This window comes from Fibrobacter sp. UWH6, assembly GCF_900142465.1.
GTDB lineage: Bacteria > Fibrobacterota > Fibrobacteria > Fibrobacterales > Fibrobacteraceae > Fibrobacter.
The window spans coordinates 193,586-209,677 of sequence record NZ_FRAX01000001.1; the positions used below are offsets into that span (position 1 = coordinate 193,586).

General features: G+C 49.1%; 19 protein-coding genes. 14 read left to right on the forward strand and 5 right to left on the reverse strand.

Going from position 1 to position 16,092, the window contains the following annotated elements; genetic code table 11:
- Positions 1 to 203 precede the first annotated feature (203 nt).
- The 6 genes from BUB73_RS00820 to BUB73_RS00845 all read left to right on the forward strand — a co-directional run bounded on the left by BUB73_RS00820 (position 204) and on the right by BUB73_RS00845 (position 4,893).
- A complete protein-coding gene (locus tag BUB73_RS00820; protein WP_073282914.1) occupies positions 204 to 602 on the forward strand; it encodes a hypothetical protein in 399 nt (132 codons plus the stop codon).
- Positions 603 to 606: 4 nt separating this feature from the next.
- The gene (locus BUB73_RS00825) at positions 607 to 2,322 is read left to right on the forward strand and encodes a hypothetical protein (protein ID WP_073282916.1); all 1,716 of its coding nucleotides are present in this window, start codon (positions 607 to 609) and stop codon (positions 2,320 to 2,322) included.
- A gap of 12 nt (positions 2,323 to 2,334) precedes the next feature.
- Positions 2,335 to 3,048, forward strand: coding sequence for a hypothetical protein (locus BUB73_RS00830; protein WP_073282919.1), 714 nt, complete (start codon positions 2,335 to 2,337; stop codon positions 3,046 to 3,048).
- Positions 3,049 to 3,086: 38 nt separating this feature from the next.
- Complete coding sequence (locus BUB73_RS00835; protein WP_083539587.1) at positions 3,087 to 3,674, forward strand: fibrobacter succinogenes major paralogous domain-containing protein; 588 nt, start codon at positions 3,087 to 3,089, stop codon at positions 3,672 to 3,674.
- Between the two features lie 125 nt (positions 3,675 to 3,799).
- Positions 3,800 to 4,567: a four helix bundle protein gene (locus BUB73_RS00840; protein WP_073282922.1), complete on the forward strand. Its 768-nt coding sequence runs from the start codon at positions 3,800 to 3,802 to the stop codon at positions 4,565 to 4,567.
- Between the two features lie 44 nt (positions 4,568 to 4,611).
- Entirely contained in the window at positions 4,612 to 4,893 is a 282-nt protein-coding gene (locus BUB73_RS00845; protein ID WP_158535409.1) for a fibrobacter succinogenes major paralogous domain-containing protein, read from the forward strand.
- Positions 4,894 to 4,987: 94 nt separating this feature from the next.
- Here the strand turns inward: BUB73_RS00845 and BUB73_RS17515 are convergent, their stop codons facing one another.
- On the reverse strand, positions 4,988 to 5,428 hold the full coding sequence (locus BUB73_RS17515; protein ID WP_217650906.1) for a DUF4143 domain-containing protein: 441 nt from the start codon (positions 5,426 to 5,428) through the stop codon (positions 4,988 to 4,990).
- Positions 5,429 to 5,500: 72 nt separating this feature from the next.
- Here BUB73_RS17515 and BUB73_RS17520 point away from each other — a divergent pair, with 72 nt between their 5' ends.
- The 8 genes from BUB73_RS17520 (at position 5,501) to BUB73_RS00890 (ending at position 12,004) form a co-directional block, all read left to right on the forward strand.
- A complete protein-coding gene (locus BUB73_RS17520) occupies positions 5,501 to 6,298 on the forward strand; it encodes a hypothetical protein (RefSeq protein WP_217650907.1) in 798 nt (265 codons plus the stop codon).
- Between the two features lie 16 nt (positions 6,299 to 6,314).
- On the forward strand, positions 6,315 to 7,148 hold the full coding sequence (locus BUB73_RS00860) for an FISUMP domain-containing protein (protein WP_073282933.1): 834 nt from the start codon (positions 6,315 to 6,317) through the stop codon (positions 7,146 to 7,148).
- Positions 7,149 to 7,302: 154 nt separating this feature from the next.
- Positions 7,303 to 7,782 (forward strand): hypothetical protein, encoded by a 480-nt coding sequence (locus BUB73_RS00865; RefSeq protein ID WP_073282936.1) that lies wholly within the window; start codon positions 7,303 to 7,305, stop codon positions 7,780 to 7,782.
- A gap of 23 nt (positions 7,783 to 7,805) precedes the next feature.
- A complete protein-coding gene (locus BUB73_RS00870) occupies positions 7,806 to 8,480 on the forward strand; it encodes an FISUMP domain-containing protein (RefSeq protein WP_073282939.1) in 675 nt (224 codons plus the stop codon).
- A 19-nt stretch (positions 8,481 to 8,499) separates the two neighbouring features.
- Positions 8,500 to 8,895 carry a (deoxy)nucleoside triphosphate pyrophosphohydrolase gene (locus tag BUB73_RS00875; protein WP_073282942.1) on the forward strand — a complete coding sequence of 132 codons (396 nt, stop codon included), beginning with the start codon at positions 8,500 to 8,502 and terminating at the stop codon, positions 8,893 to 8,895.
- A gap of 43 nt (positions 8,896 to 8,938) precedes the next feature.
- Positions 8,939 to 10,366: a ribosome biogenesis GTPase Der gene (gene der, locus BUB73_RS00880; RefSeq protein ID WP_073282944.1), complete on the forward strand. Its 1,428-nt coding sequence runs from the start codon at positions 8,939 to 8,941 to the stop codon at positions 10,364 to 10,366.
- On the forward strand, positions 10,314 to 10,949 hold the full coding sequence (plsY, locus tag BUB73_RS00885; RefSeq protein WP_158535408.1) for a glycerol-3-phosphate 1-O-acyltransferase PlsY: 636 nt from the start codon (positions 10,314 to 10,316) through the stop codon (positions 10,947 to 10,949). The genes der and plsY overlap by 53 nt, the downstream gene beginning before the upstream one ends.
- A gap of 41 nt (positions 10,950 to 10,990) precedes the next feature.
- Complete coding sequence (locus BUB73_RS00890; protein ID WP_073155970.1) at positions 10,991 to 12,004, forward strand: NAD(P)H-dependent glycerol-3-phosphate dehydrogenase; 1,014 nt, start codon at positions 10,991 to 10,993, stop codon at positions 12,002 to 12,004.
- Positions 12,005 to 12,104: 100 nt separating this feature from the next.
- Here BUB73_RS00890 and BUB73_RS00895 read toward each other — a convergent pair whose 3' ends face one another.
- The 4 genes from BUB73_RS00895 to gmd are packed head-to-tail and all read right to left on the reverse strand — an operon-like array spanning position 12,105 to position 16,031.
- Positions 12,105 to 13,052 (reverse strand): lysylphosphatidylglycerol synthase transmembrane domain-containing protein, encoded by a 948-nt coding sequence (locus BUB73_RS00895; protein ID WP_073155973.1) that lies wholly within the window; start codon positions 13,050 to 13,052, stop codon positions 12,105 to 12,107.
- Between the two features lie 3 nt (positions 13,053 to 13,055).
- The gene (locus BUB73_RS00900; protein WP_073155976.1) at positions 13,056 to 14,141 is read right to left on the reverse strand and encodes a glycosyltransferase family 4 protein; all 1,086 of its coding nucleotides are present in this window, start codon (positions 14,139 to 14,141) and stop codon (positions 13,056 to 13,058) included.
- On the reverse strand, positions 14,125 to 15,012 hold the full coding sequence (locus BUB73_RS00905) for a GDP-mannose 4,6-dehydratase (RefSeq protein WP_073282947.1): 888 nt from the start codon (positions 15,010 to 15,012) through the stop codon (positions 14,125 to 14,127). Before BUB73_RS00905 ends, BUB73_RS00900 begins: the two co-directional genes overlap by 17 nt.
- A complete protein-coding gene (gene gmd / locus BUB73_RS00910) occupies positions 15,012 to 16,031 on the reverse strand; it encodes a GDP-mannose 4,6-dehydratase (protein WP_073155982.1) in 1,020 nt (339 codons plus the stop codon). Before gmd ends, BUB73_RS00905 begins: the two co-directional genes overlap by 1 nt.
- Positions 16,032 to 16,092 lie beyond the last annotated feature (61 nt).

The window sequence follows — 16,092 nt, forward strand, 5'->3', positions numbered from 1 at the left end:
GGTTTGAAATCTGCGCGAATTTCGCCGCAATCAAATGTACACACAAATTCTTGTCACAAAGTGTCAAAATGAAGCGGAGAACCGCATTTCTCCGTGAAAGATTACCAAAATTTTCAAGTTTTTTGCCGTTTTTGGCAAAAATACTTGACATTGTTTTTTTTTGTTTACATTTAGGTGTAAGTAAATAAAAAGATGAGGTTTGTATGGCTTATCAAATTGAATGTGTTATTCAAGAAGTTGGTTTGGCTGTGAATGGTTGTGTATCGTCCCTTAAGGTAAAGGGAACGGAAGGCTATCTGTTAAAACAGGGTAGCGACGAGTATAATGTGTTTTGCCCTGAAAAAATGCTGGAAAAAAATGAATCTTGTGATGATGGAAAAATTGAGAGTGGCAAACAGACTGTTTTATTGAATGTGAAGAACGATTTGAATTTTAAGACGACCATTTGTTACGGAATTGCGCAATCGCTCATTCAAGCAAAAATATCAAACACAAAAGTACGCCTGAAATTTGAAGAACCTCCCTCAAAGTCTAAATCTACTGCAGGTACTTCTGGTTGTGAAAAAATAGAAGCCAAGATAATCTCCATCACCCTCATCTAGCCTTATGAGCCAGCCTTCTACATGGTCGGAGACCCTCGTTTTTATTGGTGCCGGAGCTTCGGCCTTGCTTGGCATGCCCCAAACCAGTGAACAAACAAAATTTTTTCGAGAATTATCAAAATTCGGTGGTCGTAAGAGCCTGGCGAATTTCACGAATGATTTTGCGCAAAACGACCTGAATCGCCTTGAAGATTTTCTTATTCTGCTTGGGGACGACAAAACAGACGAAGATTGCTGGCTAGAAATTACAAATGGTGAGCTAGCCGCAGCGCGCAGGGCCTATGGTTCCGCAGGTGTAACTCCACCAGACGAAATCCTGAAAAAAAGGATTCTGGAACTTCGCCATTCATACGACTGGCTGGCCCTTAAGCAGATCATTTCCATTTGCCCTTGTGACGAAGGAAACGACAACCTGATTCGTGATGTCTATACCCTGCTCGATAAAAAGATGAACGCCAAGCAGGGCATCAAGGTTCGTGCGGCGATCGGCGATAAGGATGAAATTGTCATAGACTACAGCAGGCTTAAGGGGGCGTACGCCTGCGTTATCTGTTTTACGGTAATCCTTTTCGCAAAATCTTGGAAAAATCTTGCAGAAGGCGAAAAGGCTGAGATGTTTTCTAGCTACAAAAAGTTTGCAGAAACATTCGCTCGCCTGATGCAAAAGGAAAGTTTTGCTTTTGCCGAAAAATACCCGGACCTGACAAGCCGCGAATTTTACCAGTTCAGTACCTCTTTTGTCTCCTTCAATTTCGAAACCGTTTTCATGTGGCTCCTGTTCAATGCGAACCGCGAAGTGAACCACTTTGATAAGTATTTGAAGACGGCTCAAAAGGTGGAGCAGTGGCTGGATTTTGGATTCCAGACCAAGAGCCGAAAAATTTCAAGTAAACCAGAAGATCGAAAGTCCGAAAAGTTCTCCTATTCCTACGACGAAGTGGTTGCCTTTAGGCAGAATGAATGCAAGGCTTCCGGGTCACCTGTTGGGCGTATAGGCAAGTTCTTTTTTGCCCACGGCAGTTCCAACTGGCGTGAATGCCCCGCCTGCGGGCGTATGATGTATTACCTTGGCGACGAGTGGGGCTATGGCTCAAAACATTTGAACCCACCTTTGCCTGTGCCTCTGTTTGAAAACGATAATTTTAACCGCACAGAAAACGAAAAACGCTGGCGTAACGAATCATTGCAATCGGATGCCCTAGAGTGTGTTTCCTGTGGGGCAAAGACTTTTGCCAGTAATTCGCCCATGATTATGCAGACCATGATCAAGGGAACGCCGACATCGTTCCTTGAAGAAGTCCAGCGCGAAGTTCGCGTGGGCCTTGAAAAATGCCGGCATGTGGTTCTGCTGGGGTACTCCTTGCCTGTAGATGATGTTGTGTGGATACAGACTTTTACAGAGGCCATTCGTTGCCGAATAAACTCCGAAGAAAAGGCGTATTGTAGCGTGGTTGTGGGGTATAAAGGTGAAAAACGATGGATGTATGGCGAAGAACTGAAATGTTATGCAGATGCCCATCGTTACGAAAAGGAAGCCGATGCGTATGGGGCTAAGGCTATAGAAAGTGTAATATCCATTTTCGGTGCCGAGAATGTTCGTGCGTACTGCGGTGGAATCCCTCAGGTCTGGGGTGACGCAACCGAAAATGAATTGAAGGAAATTCTCTATCCGCAGAGCTGGAATGCGGATATGTGGAAAGGAACGAGATTGGAAAAATAAAAGGTGAATGTCATGACAATAACCAAAGAAAAACATTCCTTCAATTTTGTTGGAGGAGATAAACTTAGTAGTATGGGTGCGACATGGTTTGTCCTGTATCATTACTATAAAACATCGGATTCTTCCTATGATAAGTGGAAGGAAAAAAGTGAAAACAGTGCAAAGATTCGATTGAGCACTTATGAAAAAGAAGTTGGAAAAAGACTCTCTGATTACGGAAAGGAGAGCGAGTGTGCAATGGAATTTGGAGATTGCAGCATTGTAGAATATTGGCTTGAAAAAATACAAGAAATGGATGACTGTAACTTGGACAAGTCTAATTTCAATGTAACCCCAGAGGAAGTGAAAAGGCTTTGTTCTTTAATGCTTTCGCAAATGCGGTTTGGCATTGTATGTGTTGTGAAATCTATTTCTATGGGGATGCAGTTTGAATTTGAAATTCTGGGCTGTGAAAATTATTTGCATAGAATCACTGAGAAAAATAATGAACGTTGTTTGAATTACTTTGTGAAAGGTGACAAAACATCAGCTCTTATGCTTGATTCAAAAACGAAATTCGTTCTAGATCAAGAATCTCCACTAGTCAAAATGTTCGTTGCTGGTTTTGAAAGTAACCGAAAGATTGAAATGACCTTTAGAGGTGCCGCTTTCAAAAATGTATGTAGCAAATTGTTCGGTGAATTTGTGAACGTAGAAGAACTCATTTGCGAAGTTAAACTGTATTAAGGAAATGGCAAAAGTCCTTAAATCTAAACGGAGAAAAAATGAAAAAAGAAATGATTATGGGAAAAATTCTTGTGACCGTAGTCTTGTTAGCTACATTTTCTATGGCGGGAACCATGAAGGATTCCCGCGATGGCAAAACATACAAGACCGTGAAAATCGGCGACCAAGTATGGATGGCAGAAAACTTGAACTATAAGACCAGCGGCAGCATGTGTTATGACAATAAACTCTCCAATTGCAAAAAATATGGTCGCCTGTACGCTTGGGAGGACGCAAAGGCTGCTTGTCCAACCGGCTGGCACTTGCCCAGTACGGAGGAATTTGAGACTCTTTTGAGTAATGTTGGATCTTCAAGTAAGGAACGACGTGAAAATTTGCGTGCTGCTAGTTGGGAAAACGGAGCTGATGAGTTCGGTTTTTCCGCTCTCCCTGCTGGCGACTACAGCAGCAGCCTCAAGCGGTTCATCAACCTTGGCGACTACGCCAGCTTTTGGTCTTCTACGGAGCACAGATTCAACAGCGCCTACGCCAACTTCCTGAACATCAATGACCGCCACGCGGGCGTCTACGACCGCAGCGAGAAGCTCGGCGGCTACTCGGTGCGTTGTCTCCAGGACTCTAACTAGGCTTCCACCGAAGGTGGGAAGCCTAGCCAAGGCTTAGCGAAGCAAAGCCTTGAAACTCCCCGAAGAACAACGCAGCGCAGCTGCGAAAGTTCTTCGGGGAGAAATTTTTTGTTTGGTTATAAATATTGCTTATAGACGAAATTTACACCGTGGAAAGCGACAACGAATCAAGCATTCACTTGATTCGTGATCGTAAGTTTTTCCAGGCGTACGAAAGGTCCGCATTCCGTTTTGTAAAATTTCTCCGTGAGTACAAGGTTCACCATAAGTTCGTGAAGAAAATCGGTGCCGATGTCGTGTATCTCGGCTTCCCTGATTCTGTTCTTGATGGTTTGAGGGCCGAGGCTCAGGATGCCGGCTACGAGTGGAAAATTATTTCCGATGATCGGCATATAGAAATCAGTGGCTTGCCAGAATTAGAATCGTACGATGCCTGGAAAACCGGTATTGTTCAGTCTGTAGGCAATGCCTCCACGAATGTTTCAAAGCTTTCTTCAACTGTGGAAACAGTCGTTCCCTTGAAAAAGCTCTTTGTCATCTACCGTGAGTTCTATGACCTCACATTGTACCTTTGTCGTTTAACTAGCAAGTTTCATCGAAATTTTAAGTTCGGTCTGGGAGATAAATTGCGGGAGGAATGTGTATCTGTTCTGGCCGACTTGCAATGTGTCGTCCAGTCAAAAATTGCATTTGAATACGTTCGCCTTGAACGATTTTTGGTTACGTTGCAAATCCGGCTGCGTTTGCTTCTGGATTTAAAGCAGGTCACCGAGAAGCAGTGGATTTTTGTAAATCAGGCTATAGTCAAACTTCAAAACCTTTTAGGGCGGAATCCGGTAAATCAAGGTTTGCCGGAGTGTCCCGTTTCAGAGTCCAGCAGTCCGCTTGCCTAAAACACGTTTTGTGTGAGGGCGAGTAGAAAAACGGCGGTGGAATCTTGCAAGGTCAACTGGATTTGTTCGGCGATTGCAACCTTCTGCAACCTCTTAATAGCGACTGCGTTCAAACGGCTTGTGGTTCCGCTCTCCCTGCTGGCAACTACAACAGCAACAACAAGAAGTTCAACAACCTTGGCAACAACGCCAACTTTTGGTCTTCTACGGCTGATGGCGGCGAAGCCTATCGTTTGAATCTGTTTGTTGATGTCGCGGAGCCAAATATTGAGGGATGTAGCGTGGATAATGGATTCTCTGTTCGTTGTCTCCGGGACTCTAACTAGGCACCCACTGAAGATGGGCCGCCAAGCCTAGGCCTAGCGAAGTAAAACCTTAAAATAAACGCCCCAGGGATCTTTTTCCTTGGGGCTTTCTTTTTTACTCCATAATCGGAGCTGCGTATAAGGGAATGTTTGTCAGTTGGCTTTGCTGTTTGTATGGCAACATGGAAAAACGTACGGCTCGCATGTCTGGAGTTTTTGCGAGGAGCATGCTCAATGAGTTGGCGCGAACATTTCTGCCGGCCTTCACTTCGATAGGAAGCATTTTCCCTTTGTATTGAACGATAAAGTCCACCTCAAGTCTGGAATCATCGGTTGTGTGGTAGTATGTCGGAGTGTTTAGTTCGCACTTGATTTGCTGATAAATAAACTGCTCCGTTACGCCGCCCTTGTATTCCGTAAATACACTGTCGTCGATAAGAACCTGTGACGCTTCGGTATTTACCATGGCTCCCAGGAGTCCGATGTCGAGCATGTAAAGCTTGAAGGCGCTCAGTTCCTCGTAGATTGCAAGGGGGAGCTCCAGCTTGGCCTGCACCGTGCCGACTATTATCAGCCCTGGAACATCCTGGACGACCCTTCGTACGAGCAGGGGGCCGAGAGTGGGTATGTGCTGGCGAAGGGGGTGGCGCTCCTTGACGAAGATGGCGGGCTGCTGAACGACTGGAGCTGCCATGACGACGGAAAAACCGCCGAACGGCCTAAGCCCTCGGTGCGTGTTCTTGCCAAAGATTTGTCTTGGGAGCTGAACAGGAGGAACGAGGTGCAGGTAGTTGTCGAAAATGACGGCACCGTCGCTGTCGATGGTTTCGAAGTCCTGTATTACTATCGCGATGCCCAGGGCGACGTGGCCGACCCGGAATACTACGATACCACCTTCGCGAAGGCATCCCATGTTGCGGCCGGCGGCGACCTTTACTACATTTCGTTTATGTATAAAAATGTTGTCTTGAATCCGGGTGAACGCAATGCGTTCGGCAATGGCGCGAAGTTCGCTTTGCACAACTCCGACTGGGGTGACGGATTCAATGCAAATGACGACCCGTCGCACCATGGCCTGGGCAGGGATTTTGCCGTGGCCGACTCCATAGTGGTGCTCGACAGGAACGGGAACCTGCTCTACGGCGGCGTTCCGCAGCCCCGATTTGCGGACAGCGTGGTAGTGAAAAATGTTTCGGAGAGCCGCGTGACCCGCGTGGGCGACGTAGTCTATGTGGAAATCGACGCCGAGGGCTACTACACCCTTGAAATTGAGAATGCAGTCGGCGCCCCGCAGGCGAAACTGTTCGAAGGCAAGTGGGGCGAGGGCACCCACATGGTGGTGATCCCTGCCGACAAACTCAAGCAGGGCGGCTACCTGGTGCTGCGCAACGGCAACGTGATTCTCAACTGGCAGATTTTCAAATAAAAAAAGATGGATCGAGATGAAACTTAAGTTGGTTTGTCTATTCTCAATTTTGCTTGCGGCCTTTTCCCTTACCTCTTGCATATTCGACGACGAGGGTGAAAGCTGGAGCGCCGAGAAGGTGTGCCCCGACATCGGCACGAACGCCTACGGCATGCCGAACCGCGGCACTTTCACCGACGAACGCGACGGCCGCGTTTACAAGTACACGACCATCGGAGACCAGGTGTGGATGGCCGAAAATTTAAAGTACGAACTGCCTTATCCGTACAGCATGTGTTATGGCAAAAAGACGTGTTATTGGAAACAGCGTTTTCAGTTTGATGATATTGGTGATACAGTATGTGTTGAAGATACATCCAAGCTCGCCGAAATCGGCCAACGCATGAACACCACCTGCACAACAAACGAATGCATCGCCGACGAATTCTGCGAACGATTTGGGAGGTATTATAACCTTTATGAAAATGGGGAAAAGGAGGGGTTCTTGGACAGGGTTCTGTTGGATACGATATGTCCGCAGGGGTGGCGTGTGCCGTCCAAAGCAGAATGGGAAGTTTTGATGGAATCTGTTCAAAATGATGAGTTGAGACTTTTAGAAGAAGAATCCTATGATAGACTTGATTCGGAAACGAAAAAATGGTATAAAAGGCCAGATAATTCTTGTGGCTATTCGGTGCCACTTAATGGATACCTTTTTATGAATGGCGCAATGCAGCGATTTTCAATTACATCTGCATTTGCAACAACGACGGCTAAAAACGAACTTTATGCGTGGAATATGATTATGGAATTTGGGAATATGGCTTTTACATCGCATAATTTTATCTCCATCCGTTGCCTCAAGGATTGATCATGCCAAAATTTTTGCTATCCATCCTTCTTTTTTCCGTTTCCTCCTTCGCTCTTACCCTTGACCAGGTGCGTGCCGACCTTAAGTCCCGCGCCCTCTCGCAGGATTCTGTGGAAATGAGCATCCGCACCACGGTGAACACGCCGGCAGGCAGGTGGTTTCCATTTACATGGTTCAGAAGGGCCGTTCCAAGACCTACACCGAGATGAAGACGTCGTTCATGAACCAGCGCAGCATCGTAAACGGCTCTCGTATGAAGGTCATTGACTTGAACACGAATAAGTTCCAGATTTTGCCGTACAACGGAGAGGCTTTGGAGGCCCAGAAGTACACGAACTTCAACCCCCTCGACGCCGGCGAATGGAAATCCCCGGTGAGAGTGTCCGAAAACTTATACAAGATCGAGGGTGCCGAGGGTGCGCTTTACTACAATTCCCAGAAAAAACGCATCGAAAAGCTTGAAAACGATGATGCAGAAAAGTCCGTGCATACGACGTTCGCCTACGATTCCGAGAATAACCTGAAATCCATGGTGGTCTCCGTGATGGTTTCGGGTATCGAGACGAAGGTGGTAACGAAAATCCTCGCGCTCCGCAGCTCCGCCAAGTTTCCGGATAAGTTGTTTGAATTCTAGGAAACTGAAAAAAGGAAACTCTTATGAAAAAGGTAATGGCTTCGCTTTTGTTCGCCTTGCTGGCACTGTTTTTCTCTTCTTGCCTCACTGACTCCGACGAGGCATGGAGCGCCGAGAAGGTGTGCCCCGACATCGGCACGAACGCCTATGGCATGCCGAACCGCGGCACTTTCACCGACGAACGCGACGGCCGCGTTTACAAGTACACGACCATCGGAGACCAGGTGTGGATGGCCGAGAATCTGAATTACAAGACTGAGGCATGGAGCGTATGCTACTTTGAAGAGGATGGCTGTAATACTGTGGGGCGTTTTTACCTGTATGACAGTGCAAGCTGCCCACTTGGCTGGCATTTGCCATCTATGGATGAATGGCAGATTCTTGGGAAAAGTGTTGATGGATCAGGGAATGCCGCCTTGCATTTGAAAAGTGTGTCTGGCTGGATTCCTTTGAACCCTGGAGACTCTGCTAATGGGTATGATGATTGCGGTTTTAATATGCAACCATCTCTCGCCAAGAGAAGGGATGATGGCTTGTATGCGTACTTTTTGACGTCAACATTGGATTCTTCGATTCGAACAAATGACGTTCCCAATCACGTTTGGCGAGCGGTTTTTGCTTCTCAACGAACGTCTCTTCACTTTGGCTCAGTTCTACGTGAAGGCGATGTCTCCAATGTCCGTTGCGTAAAGGATTGACCTTTATTACATTTTTCTCATGAAAACAATAGAAGTTGTGGCCGGTGTTATTTGCGACGAATCCGCCGGGACGAAAAAGTTCTTTGCAACCCAGCGTGGCTACGGCGATCAAAAGGGCGGGTGGGAATTCCCGGGTGGAAAAATGGAACCTGGCGAAACTCCTGAGCAGGCCTTGGCCCGAGAGCTAAAAGAGGAACTGGCCGTTGATGTGGAGGTGGGGCAGTTCATTACCACGGTGGAATATGATTACCCTAAATTTCACTTGACCATGCATTGCTATTTCTGTTCCATTGTGAATGGAAGTGTTACTTTATTAGAACACCAAGCGTCTCGTTGGTTGGGGCCCCAGGAGCTTCATGGTCTGGATTGGCTTCCTGCGGATGTGGGGGTGGTGAAGGCCATATTGGCATTGTAGTACCTTAAGACAGGCGCATAAATATTCTATATTTTCCCCCATAATGAAGTTACCTATCGTATGTATTATTGGACGCCCCAACGTAGGCAAGTCCTCCCTGTTTAACCGCATTCTCGGCCGTCGTGCCGCCGTGGTTAGTGACCGTGATGGCGTCACCCGCGACCGTCATTACCAGAATGCCCGTTTCAAGGGTCATGAATTTACCGTGGTGGATACTGGCGGATTCCTGCCCGACGACACCATCGATGTGCTGGCCGATAGCGTCCGCACCCAGATTTTTAATGCAGTCAATGAATCCGACTTGGTGCTGTTCATGGTGGATGTCCGTGTGGGCATTACCAAGCTGGACCAGCAGTTCGCACGCCTGATCCGCAAGCTGGACAAGAAGGTGATTCTTGTGGCCAACAAGAGCGAAAACGGTGGCGACCGTCAGGAAAGCTATGAATTCCTGAAGCTGGGTTTTGGTCAGCCCCGCACTATCAGTGCCCTGACCGGTTACGCCTGCCTTTCCCTTCTCGATGAAATCATCGCTGTGCTTCCGACTCCGGTTCGCGGTGAACGTCGTGAAGAACGCCCCATCAAGTTTGCCATTCTCGGTCGACCCAACGCCGGCAAGAGCACCTTGCTCAACCGCCTGCTGAACGAAGAACGTGCCGTGGTCAGCGATATTCCGGGTACCACCCGCGATTCCATTGACTGCGACTTTGTTGTAGATGGCAAGAAGTTTGTTGTTACCGACACCGCTGGCCTCCGCAAGAAGGCCAAGGTCGACGACGAAGTGGAAATCTTCAGTAACATGCGCACTCTGGAAAGCATTCGCCGTTCCGACGTGTCTGTGCTGATGGTGGACTGCACCCGCGGTCTCGAAATTCAGGATTTCCGCATCATCACCGAAATTCGCAAGGCTGGCAAGGGCCTGGTCCTGTTGCTGAACAAGTGGGACATTCTCCCCAACAAGACCGAAAAGTCCTTTGACCACATGGTTAAGGAAATGATGGAACGCGAACCCATGCTGGAATACGTTCCCATTCTCTCTATCAGTGCCAAGGAAGGCCAGCGCATCAACCGCGTCATTCAGGCTATCCAGACCGTGTATGCCAACTGCCGCCGAGTTCTTGGCCGCGACAATGTTGCCCAGGCTTTCGCTAAGTTCATCGAAGAAAATCCGGTGCCTAGCCAGAACGCCCGTACGGTTCAGCTGACCCGTGCCTGCCAGATCATGGTGGAACCCCCTGTAATCGCTATCGAGACCCGCACCCCTGATTTGGTGGCCGAGTCTTACAAGCGCTACCTGATGAAGAAGTTCTTTGAGGAATTCCAGCTGCAAGGCGCTCCTCTCCGTTTGAACTTCGATATGAAATTAACCCTTAGAAAGGATGAAGAACTTGAACAGTTTACTGAGTCTTCCAATAGCGTACTTGCTGGGGTCGATACCCAGCGCCATATGGATCGCAAAAATCGCGAAAGGTAAGGACTTCGATATCCGCGAATACGGATCGAAGAATGCCGGCCTTACAAATACATTCCGCGTCTTGGGCTGGAAGCCCGCCCTGCCGGTTGTGTTCATGGACTTGCTGAAGGGTTTCTTTGGACCTTTCATTGCCGCTCTCATGTGCAAGGCCCAGGTTGAAGCCGGTGGTGCCGACTGGTCTAGCTGGGTTCCCCTGGTTGCTGGTCTTCTGGTGATTCTTGGCCATAGCTTCACTTGTTTTGCCGGTTTCCGCGGCGGTAAGGGTGTTCTGGCTGCACTGGGTGTGTTCCTTGCCATTAGCCCCATTACCGTGCTTATCGGTTTTGCCACCTGGATTATCCTGACCTTCTCTACAAAGTATGTGTCTGTGGGGAGCATTGGCGGCTGCGCCGTTCTGGGTCTTCTGTCTGTGTACGGCTACCTGGTTCCCGAACATTATCTGGAATCCATCAATCTCGGTCAGATGATTCTTGCCGTGATTGTTGCTGTCTTTGTGATTGTAAAGCATAAGTCCAACATCAAACGTTTGATGAATGGTACCGAAAACGGTTTTGGTAGCAAGCGCAAGACTCCCAAACAATAAACGTTAATTTTGTAGATTGTTTTGTAAACGAGGTTTTTATTATGAAAGTTACAGTTTTGGGTACCGGCGGCTGGGGTCTTACCCTGGGCCAGGTGATTTACGAAAATAAGAACGACATTACTTTTTGGACCAATTCCCAGGCTGAAGTCGATCTGCTTTCTACTGAACATCAGTACAAGGATAAGCTTCCCGGTGTAATTTTCCCCGCTGACTTTAAGTATACCACCGACATGAATGCCGCCCTCGAAGGCGCAGAAATGGTGATGATCGTGGTGCCTTCCCAGTTCATGGGCGGTGTTGCCAAGAATCTTGGTCAGTGGACCCCTGAAAAGGGTAAGGAACCGGTGGTGGTTTGCGCTACCAAGGGTATTCTCGAAGGTACCAATCAGCTCATGAGCGAAGTCCTTCTTGAAAATGTTCCTTGGCTCACCGACGACAAGATGGTTGCCTTTAGCGGTCCGTCTCACGCCGAAGAAGTTAGCCGCCATGTGCTGACTGCAATCGTTGCCGCTTCTACTAGCGAAGAGTCTGCAAAGCTGGTGCAGAAGGCTATGAGCTGCTCCTACCTCCGCGTGTACACCTCTACCGATATTATCGGTGTGGAACTTTGCGGTTCCGTGAAGAACGTGATTGCCATCGCTTCTGGTGTGCTTTATGGTGTTGGCGCTGGCGACAATACTCGTGCAGCCCTCCTCACTCGCGGTCAGGCAGAAATGTGCCGCCTGGGTCGTGCCATGGGTGCCAATCCCGAAACCTTCGCTGGCCTTGCCGGTATGGGTGACTTGATTGTGACTTGCCTTTCTCAGCATAGCCGTAACCGTTATGTGGGTGAACACATCGGTAAGGGAGAAACTATTGATCAGGTTCTCGGCGGCATGAAGATGATTGCCGAAGGCGTCCCCACTTGCCGTAGCACCAAGGCTCTGGCCGACAAGCTTGGCGTCGAAATGCCTATCGTGAATGCTGTTTACGACTTGCTCTTTGGTGGCAAGACCGTGAAGGAAGTTTTCGACGAAATTTGGGGCCGTGACCTGAAGGCCGAAAACTGGAACTAACTTCCACCCTAAAGCTTAAGCAAAAAGTCCTGGTGAAATACCAGGACTTTTTTGCTTTGTTATGAATTACGAGTTATAAAACCAGGCGCCTCCGGCGCGATTATTTGTTCCCTTTGAGGACTGCAAATGCTACAGCCCCCTGCACGGCCTGGAAAATCATGGGGATGTAGCCGATCAGGGCCGCGGCCAGGACGATGTCTGCGGGAATTCCCAGCAGACCTGTAAACAGGCTGACGTTCACACTTTCGCGAAGTCCTATCCCATTGATGGAAATGGGCAACATGGAAACCGTTATGGTGATGGTCATGAATATGGTTATGGTGGCCAAGTCAACAGGGGAGCCTACGGCCTGGAAGTAGGCGTAGTGGATTAGAATCGAAGAAATCTGCAGCCAGATGGAATCCACACCCGAAAGGATGAAGGCTTTCTTGTAACCGCGGTAAATGCTGAAGGCGTTTTGCAGTTTCAGGAGGAATGGAATCTTCTGGCCTAGTGTGTCGGGAATCTTTATTTTGTCTGAAAATAGCCCGGCCGTAATGATCAGGATGCTGAGGAGGGCCACTCCGCAAACCGCTCCCGTGTAAATGGCGGGAATTTGCAGTCTGGTAATGACAAAGGGGAACATGGCGAAGAAGCAGAGGAACATGGCCAAAAGCCCCATCACTCTCGATATGACGACGGCGGCGACGGAATTTGCCGTGTTGCCGAAACGCTTGCCGAAGGCGATTGTCTTTACGGCATCCCCGCCAAATCCGCTGGGAAGCAAGTTGTTGAAGAAATAGCCCAGGGCGATGTAACCGTAAAAAATTCTGAAGGGGACTTTCTTGCCTTCGTCAAGAAGCAGACAACGCCATCGGTTGGCTTGGATTGCCATGCTAAAAACGGTGCAGATCAGGATAAGTCCAATCCAGGGGAGAGCCTGTTCCGTCCAATGGCTGCAGACCTTTGCGAAGGGAACCTTGTAAAAGATAAAGCCAAGGCCGCCCACACTTACAACGACCTTCAGCAGGTTCAGCAGTTTTTTCTTTAGGTTGGATTGGCTCTGCATGGATTATTTCCCTGCGACTTCTGCGGCAATTTCTGCAAGTTCCCTGGCGCTCTTTTCCCAGGTAAACTGGCTCACCCAGGCATCAATCTTGTCGTCAAACATTCCCTTGGAGTCAATGGATTTTTCGAGAGCCTGTGCTACGCTGGAAGGATCCTTGGGGTCAAAATAGGTGGCCACGTCACCGCCAACTTCAGGCAGCGAAGATGTGTTGGAACAGGCGACCGGAGTACCGCAGGCGAATGCCTCCAGAACGGGAAGGCCGAAACCTTCATACAGGGAGGGGAGCACAAAAAGGTCTGCCAGGTTGTACAGATTTACCAGGTCGTCCTGGCTTACCATGCCTGCGTGAATTGTCAGGTCAGCGATTCCCAAGTCAGATTCCTTGGTGGCGTTGGTGCGCCCGGCAAAGGCCTTGCCTACGAGAACGAGACGGCAATCTTCCTTGCCCTTCATCTGGGCGAAACCGTCAAGGAGTCCGTTCAAATTCTTGTGAGGAAGAAGGTTGCCTACATACAGGAGAATCTTCTTGTCGCGGGGAATGTTGAACTTTTCGTAAAGGTATTCCACGTCTTCCTTGGGCTTGCGGATGAATTCCTTACCGGCTGCCAGAAGAACCTTAGTAATCTTGCTTGTGTCTGCGTTGTAGAAACGGACCAGGTCGTTCTTTGTGCTTTCGGAATCGACAATGATACGGTTGGCGCGCTTGCAGACAAACCAGAAAATAAATTTAAAGTAGAGGTGGACAATTTTTGAGGGCAGGAATTCTGGATAGACCAGGTGGGTCAAATCGTGAATGGTGACCATCATTTTGCCGCGGTAGAACAGGGGCACATTGCAATGGGGAATGTGCAGGACGTCTGGCTTTTCACGGCGAAGTTTGCAATAGGGGAACTTCAACTGTTCCTTGTACCCGTAAATGCCGCTGATGAAAGGGATGTGCTTTGGAACTTCAGGATATTCTGCAAGTTCCTTGGGGTCGCCCAGAGCGATTTTGTAGCCGACGTCCTTCAGCCAATGCTGAATGCAGGTGCCAATGCCGGAACGGCTGACCATGCGTGCGTCAATTGCGATTTTAGGCATTTCTTTCATTGTCAAACATCCACTTCAAAGTTTCTTGGATGGGAGTGCCGCGCCAGTAGCCTGCGTTTACAATGCGGCTGTTATCCGCACATTGGTAGGGCATGTCGACGGGGCGCATCCTTTCGGGATCCTGTTCTACGTTGATCTTGACCGTTGCAAAACTCACGATGGTCTGTAGCAAGTCCTCGACCTTATGGGCCTTTCCGGACCCCACGTTATAGGTGTGGAATTCGTTCTTGTTTTCAAGAAGCAGACGGTAGGTTCGAACCACGTCGCGGACATCGGAAAAATCTCTGTAGGCGCTTAGGTTGCCCACCTTGATGGTTCCTTCCCGGCCGCTTTTTTCGATGCGGGCAGCCTGTCCGACGAAGCTAGGAATGGCGAAGGCTTCTACCTGTCCTACGCCAGTGTGGTTAAAGGAACGGGTACAGATAATCTGCATTCCGTATTTCTTGCGAAAAAGGTCTGCAAAATTTTCCTGGGCAATCTTGGAAATTCCATAGGGGTTTGATGCCTGCAGGGAATCGCTTTCCTTGAGGGGGGATTCCTGTTGGGCGTATTCCTCGGCGCTTCCGATCAGGAGGGTCTTGGCGTGGGGGGCCAGTTCCTGGATTGCTTCCAACAAGTACAGCGTACCTTTAACATTGACGTCCATTGTCAAGGTCGGATTTTTCCAGGAGGCACCAACAGAACTGATGGCGGCCAAGTTTACGATGTAGTCGGGATTGCTCTTGCGGATGGCAGCTTCTAGGCTGGCCTTGTCAAGAAGGTTGATTTCGGGCATGTCCGTTGGAAAAACAGTGTGCCCGGCTTCTTCCAGTTCGCGGGTCAGGTATTTGCCCACGAAACCTGCTGCTCCGACAATGAGAGCCCTGCCCATTAAATTTTACCTTCGGCCAAAAGCTTGATGTCGCTTGCGACCATGCGGGAAACCAGGTCTTCGTAGCTGATTTCGGGTTTCCAACCGAGAACCTTGCGGGCCTTGCTGGAATCGCCGATGAGAAGGTCTACTTCTGCGGGGCGGAAGAACTGAGGGTTGACCTTGACCACGACCTTGCCGTTGTCTTTGCGGGTGGCGAATTCGTCGACGCCCTGTCCGTGCCAGGTCAATTCCATACCGGCAGCCTTGAAGGCCATAGTCACAAATTCGCGAACCGTATGAGTTACGCCCGAAGAAACGACGAAGTCGTCTGCAGTGGGCTGCTGGAGCATAAGCCACATGGCGCGTACATAGTCTGCGGAATGACCCCAGTCGCGGCTGGCGTCCATATTGCCCAATTCGACGCAATCCTGAAGGCCTGCCTTGATCTTGGCAACGGCGATGGTAATCTTACGGGTTACGAATTCGGCTCCGCGGCGTTCGGATTCGTGGTTGAAGAGAATGCCGGAGCAGGCGAACATTCCGTAGCTTTCGCGGTAGTTCTTGATAATCCAGTGTCCGTACAGCTTGGATACGCCATAAGGGCTGCGGGGGTAGAACGGCGTTTCTTCGTTTTGCGGAATGGCCTGGACCTTTCCGAACATTTCGCTGGTGCTTGCCTGGTACACGCGGGTGTCGGGCTTGCACAGACGTACCGCTTCCAGAAGCTTTGTAACACCGATGGCATTGATGTCTGCGGTAGAGAGGGGCGTTTCCCAGGATGTAGTCACGAAGGACTGTGCTGCCAGATTGTAGATTTCGTCGGGCTTGGCGATTTCCATGGCTCTCAGCAGGGAGGCGGAATCGGTCATATCACCGAAGATAAACGTTACCTTACCCTGGAGGTGCTCGGCGTTGTTAAAGTCCAGTTTGCTCTTGCGACGGACTAAACCGAAGACTTCGTAGCCTTTCTCCAAAAGAAACTCCGCCAAATAGGAGCCATCCTGGCCAGTAATACCTGTAATCAATGCTCTTTTCATAGTTTTAAAGATAGTAATATTCGGCGAATTCCTTCGCGAAAGGGGAGGCTGCTTTTTTTAT

Coding starts and splice junctions, on each gene's coding strand:
- gmd (WP_073155982.1), bottom strand. CDS start 16,031: ATGAAAAGAGCATTGATTACAGGTATTACTGGCCAGGATGGCTCCTAT.
- BUB73_RS00870 (WP_073282939.1), top strand. CDS start 7,806: ATGAAAAAGGTAATGGCTTCGCTTTTGTTCGCCTTGCTGGCACTGTTT.
- BUB73_RS00905 (WP_073282947.1), bottom strand. CDS start 15,012: ATGGGCAGGGCTCTCATTGTCGGAGCAGCAGGTTTCGTGGGCAAATAC.
- BUB73_RS00835 (WP_083539587.1), top strand. CDS start 3,087: ATGAAAAAAGAAATGATTATGGGAAAAATTCTTGTGACCGTAGTCTTG.
- BUB73_RS00830 (WP_073282919.1), top strand. CDS start 2,335: ATGACAATAACCAAAGAAAAACATTCCTTCAATTTTGTTGGAGGAGAT.
- BUB73_RS00825 (WP_073282916.1), top strand. CDS start 607: ATGAGCCAGCCTTCTACATGGTCGGAGACCCTCGTTTTTATTGGTGCC.
- BUB73_RS00820 (WP_073282914.1), top strand. CDS start 204: ATGGCTTATCAAATTGAATGTGTTATTCAAGAAGTTGGTTTGGCTGTG.
- BUB73_RS00895 (WP_073155973.1), bottom strand. CDS start 13,052: ATGCAGAGCCAATCCAACCTAAAGAAAAAACTGCTGAACCTGCTGAAG.
- der (WP_073282944.1), top strand. CDS start 8,939: ATGAAGTTACCTATCGTATGTATTATTGGACGCCCCAACGTAGGCAAG.
- BUB73_RS00890 (WP_073155970.1), top strand. CDS start 10,991: ATGAAAGTTACAGTTTTGGGTACCGGCGGCTGGGGTCTTACCCTGGGC.
- BUB73_RS00875 (WP_073282942.1), top strand. CDS start 8,500: ATGAAAACAATAGAAGTTGTGGCCGGTGTTATTTGCGACGAATCCGCC.
- BUB73_RS00860 (WP_073282933.1), top strand. CDS start 6,315: ATGAAACTTAAGTTGGTTTGTCTATTCTCAATTTTGCTTGCGGCCTTT.
- BUB73_RS00900 (WP_073155976.1), bottom strand. CDS start 14,141: ATGAAAGAAATGCCTAAAATCGCAATTGACGCACGCATGGTCAGCCGT.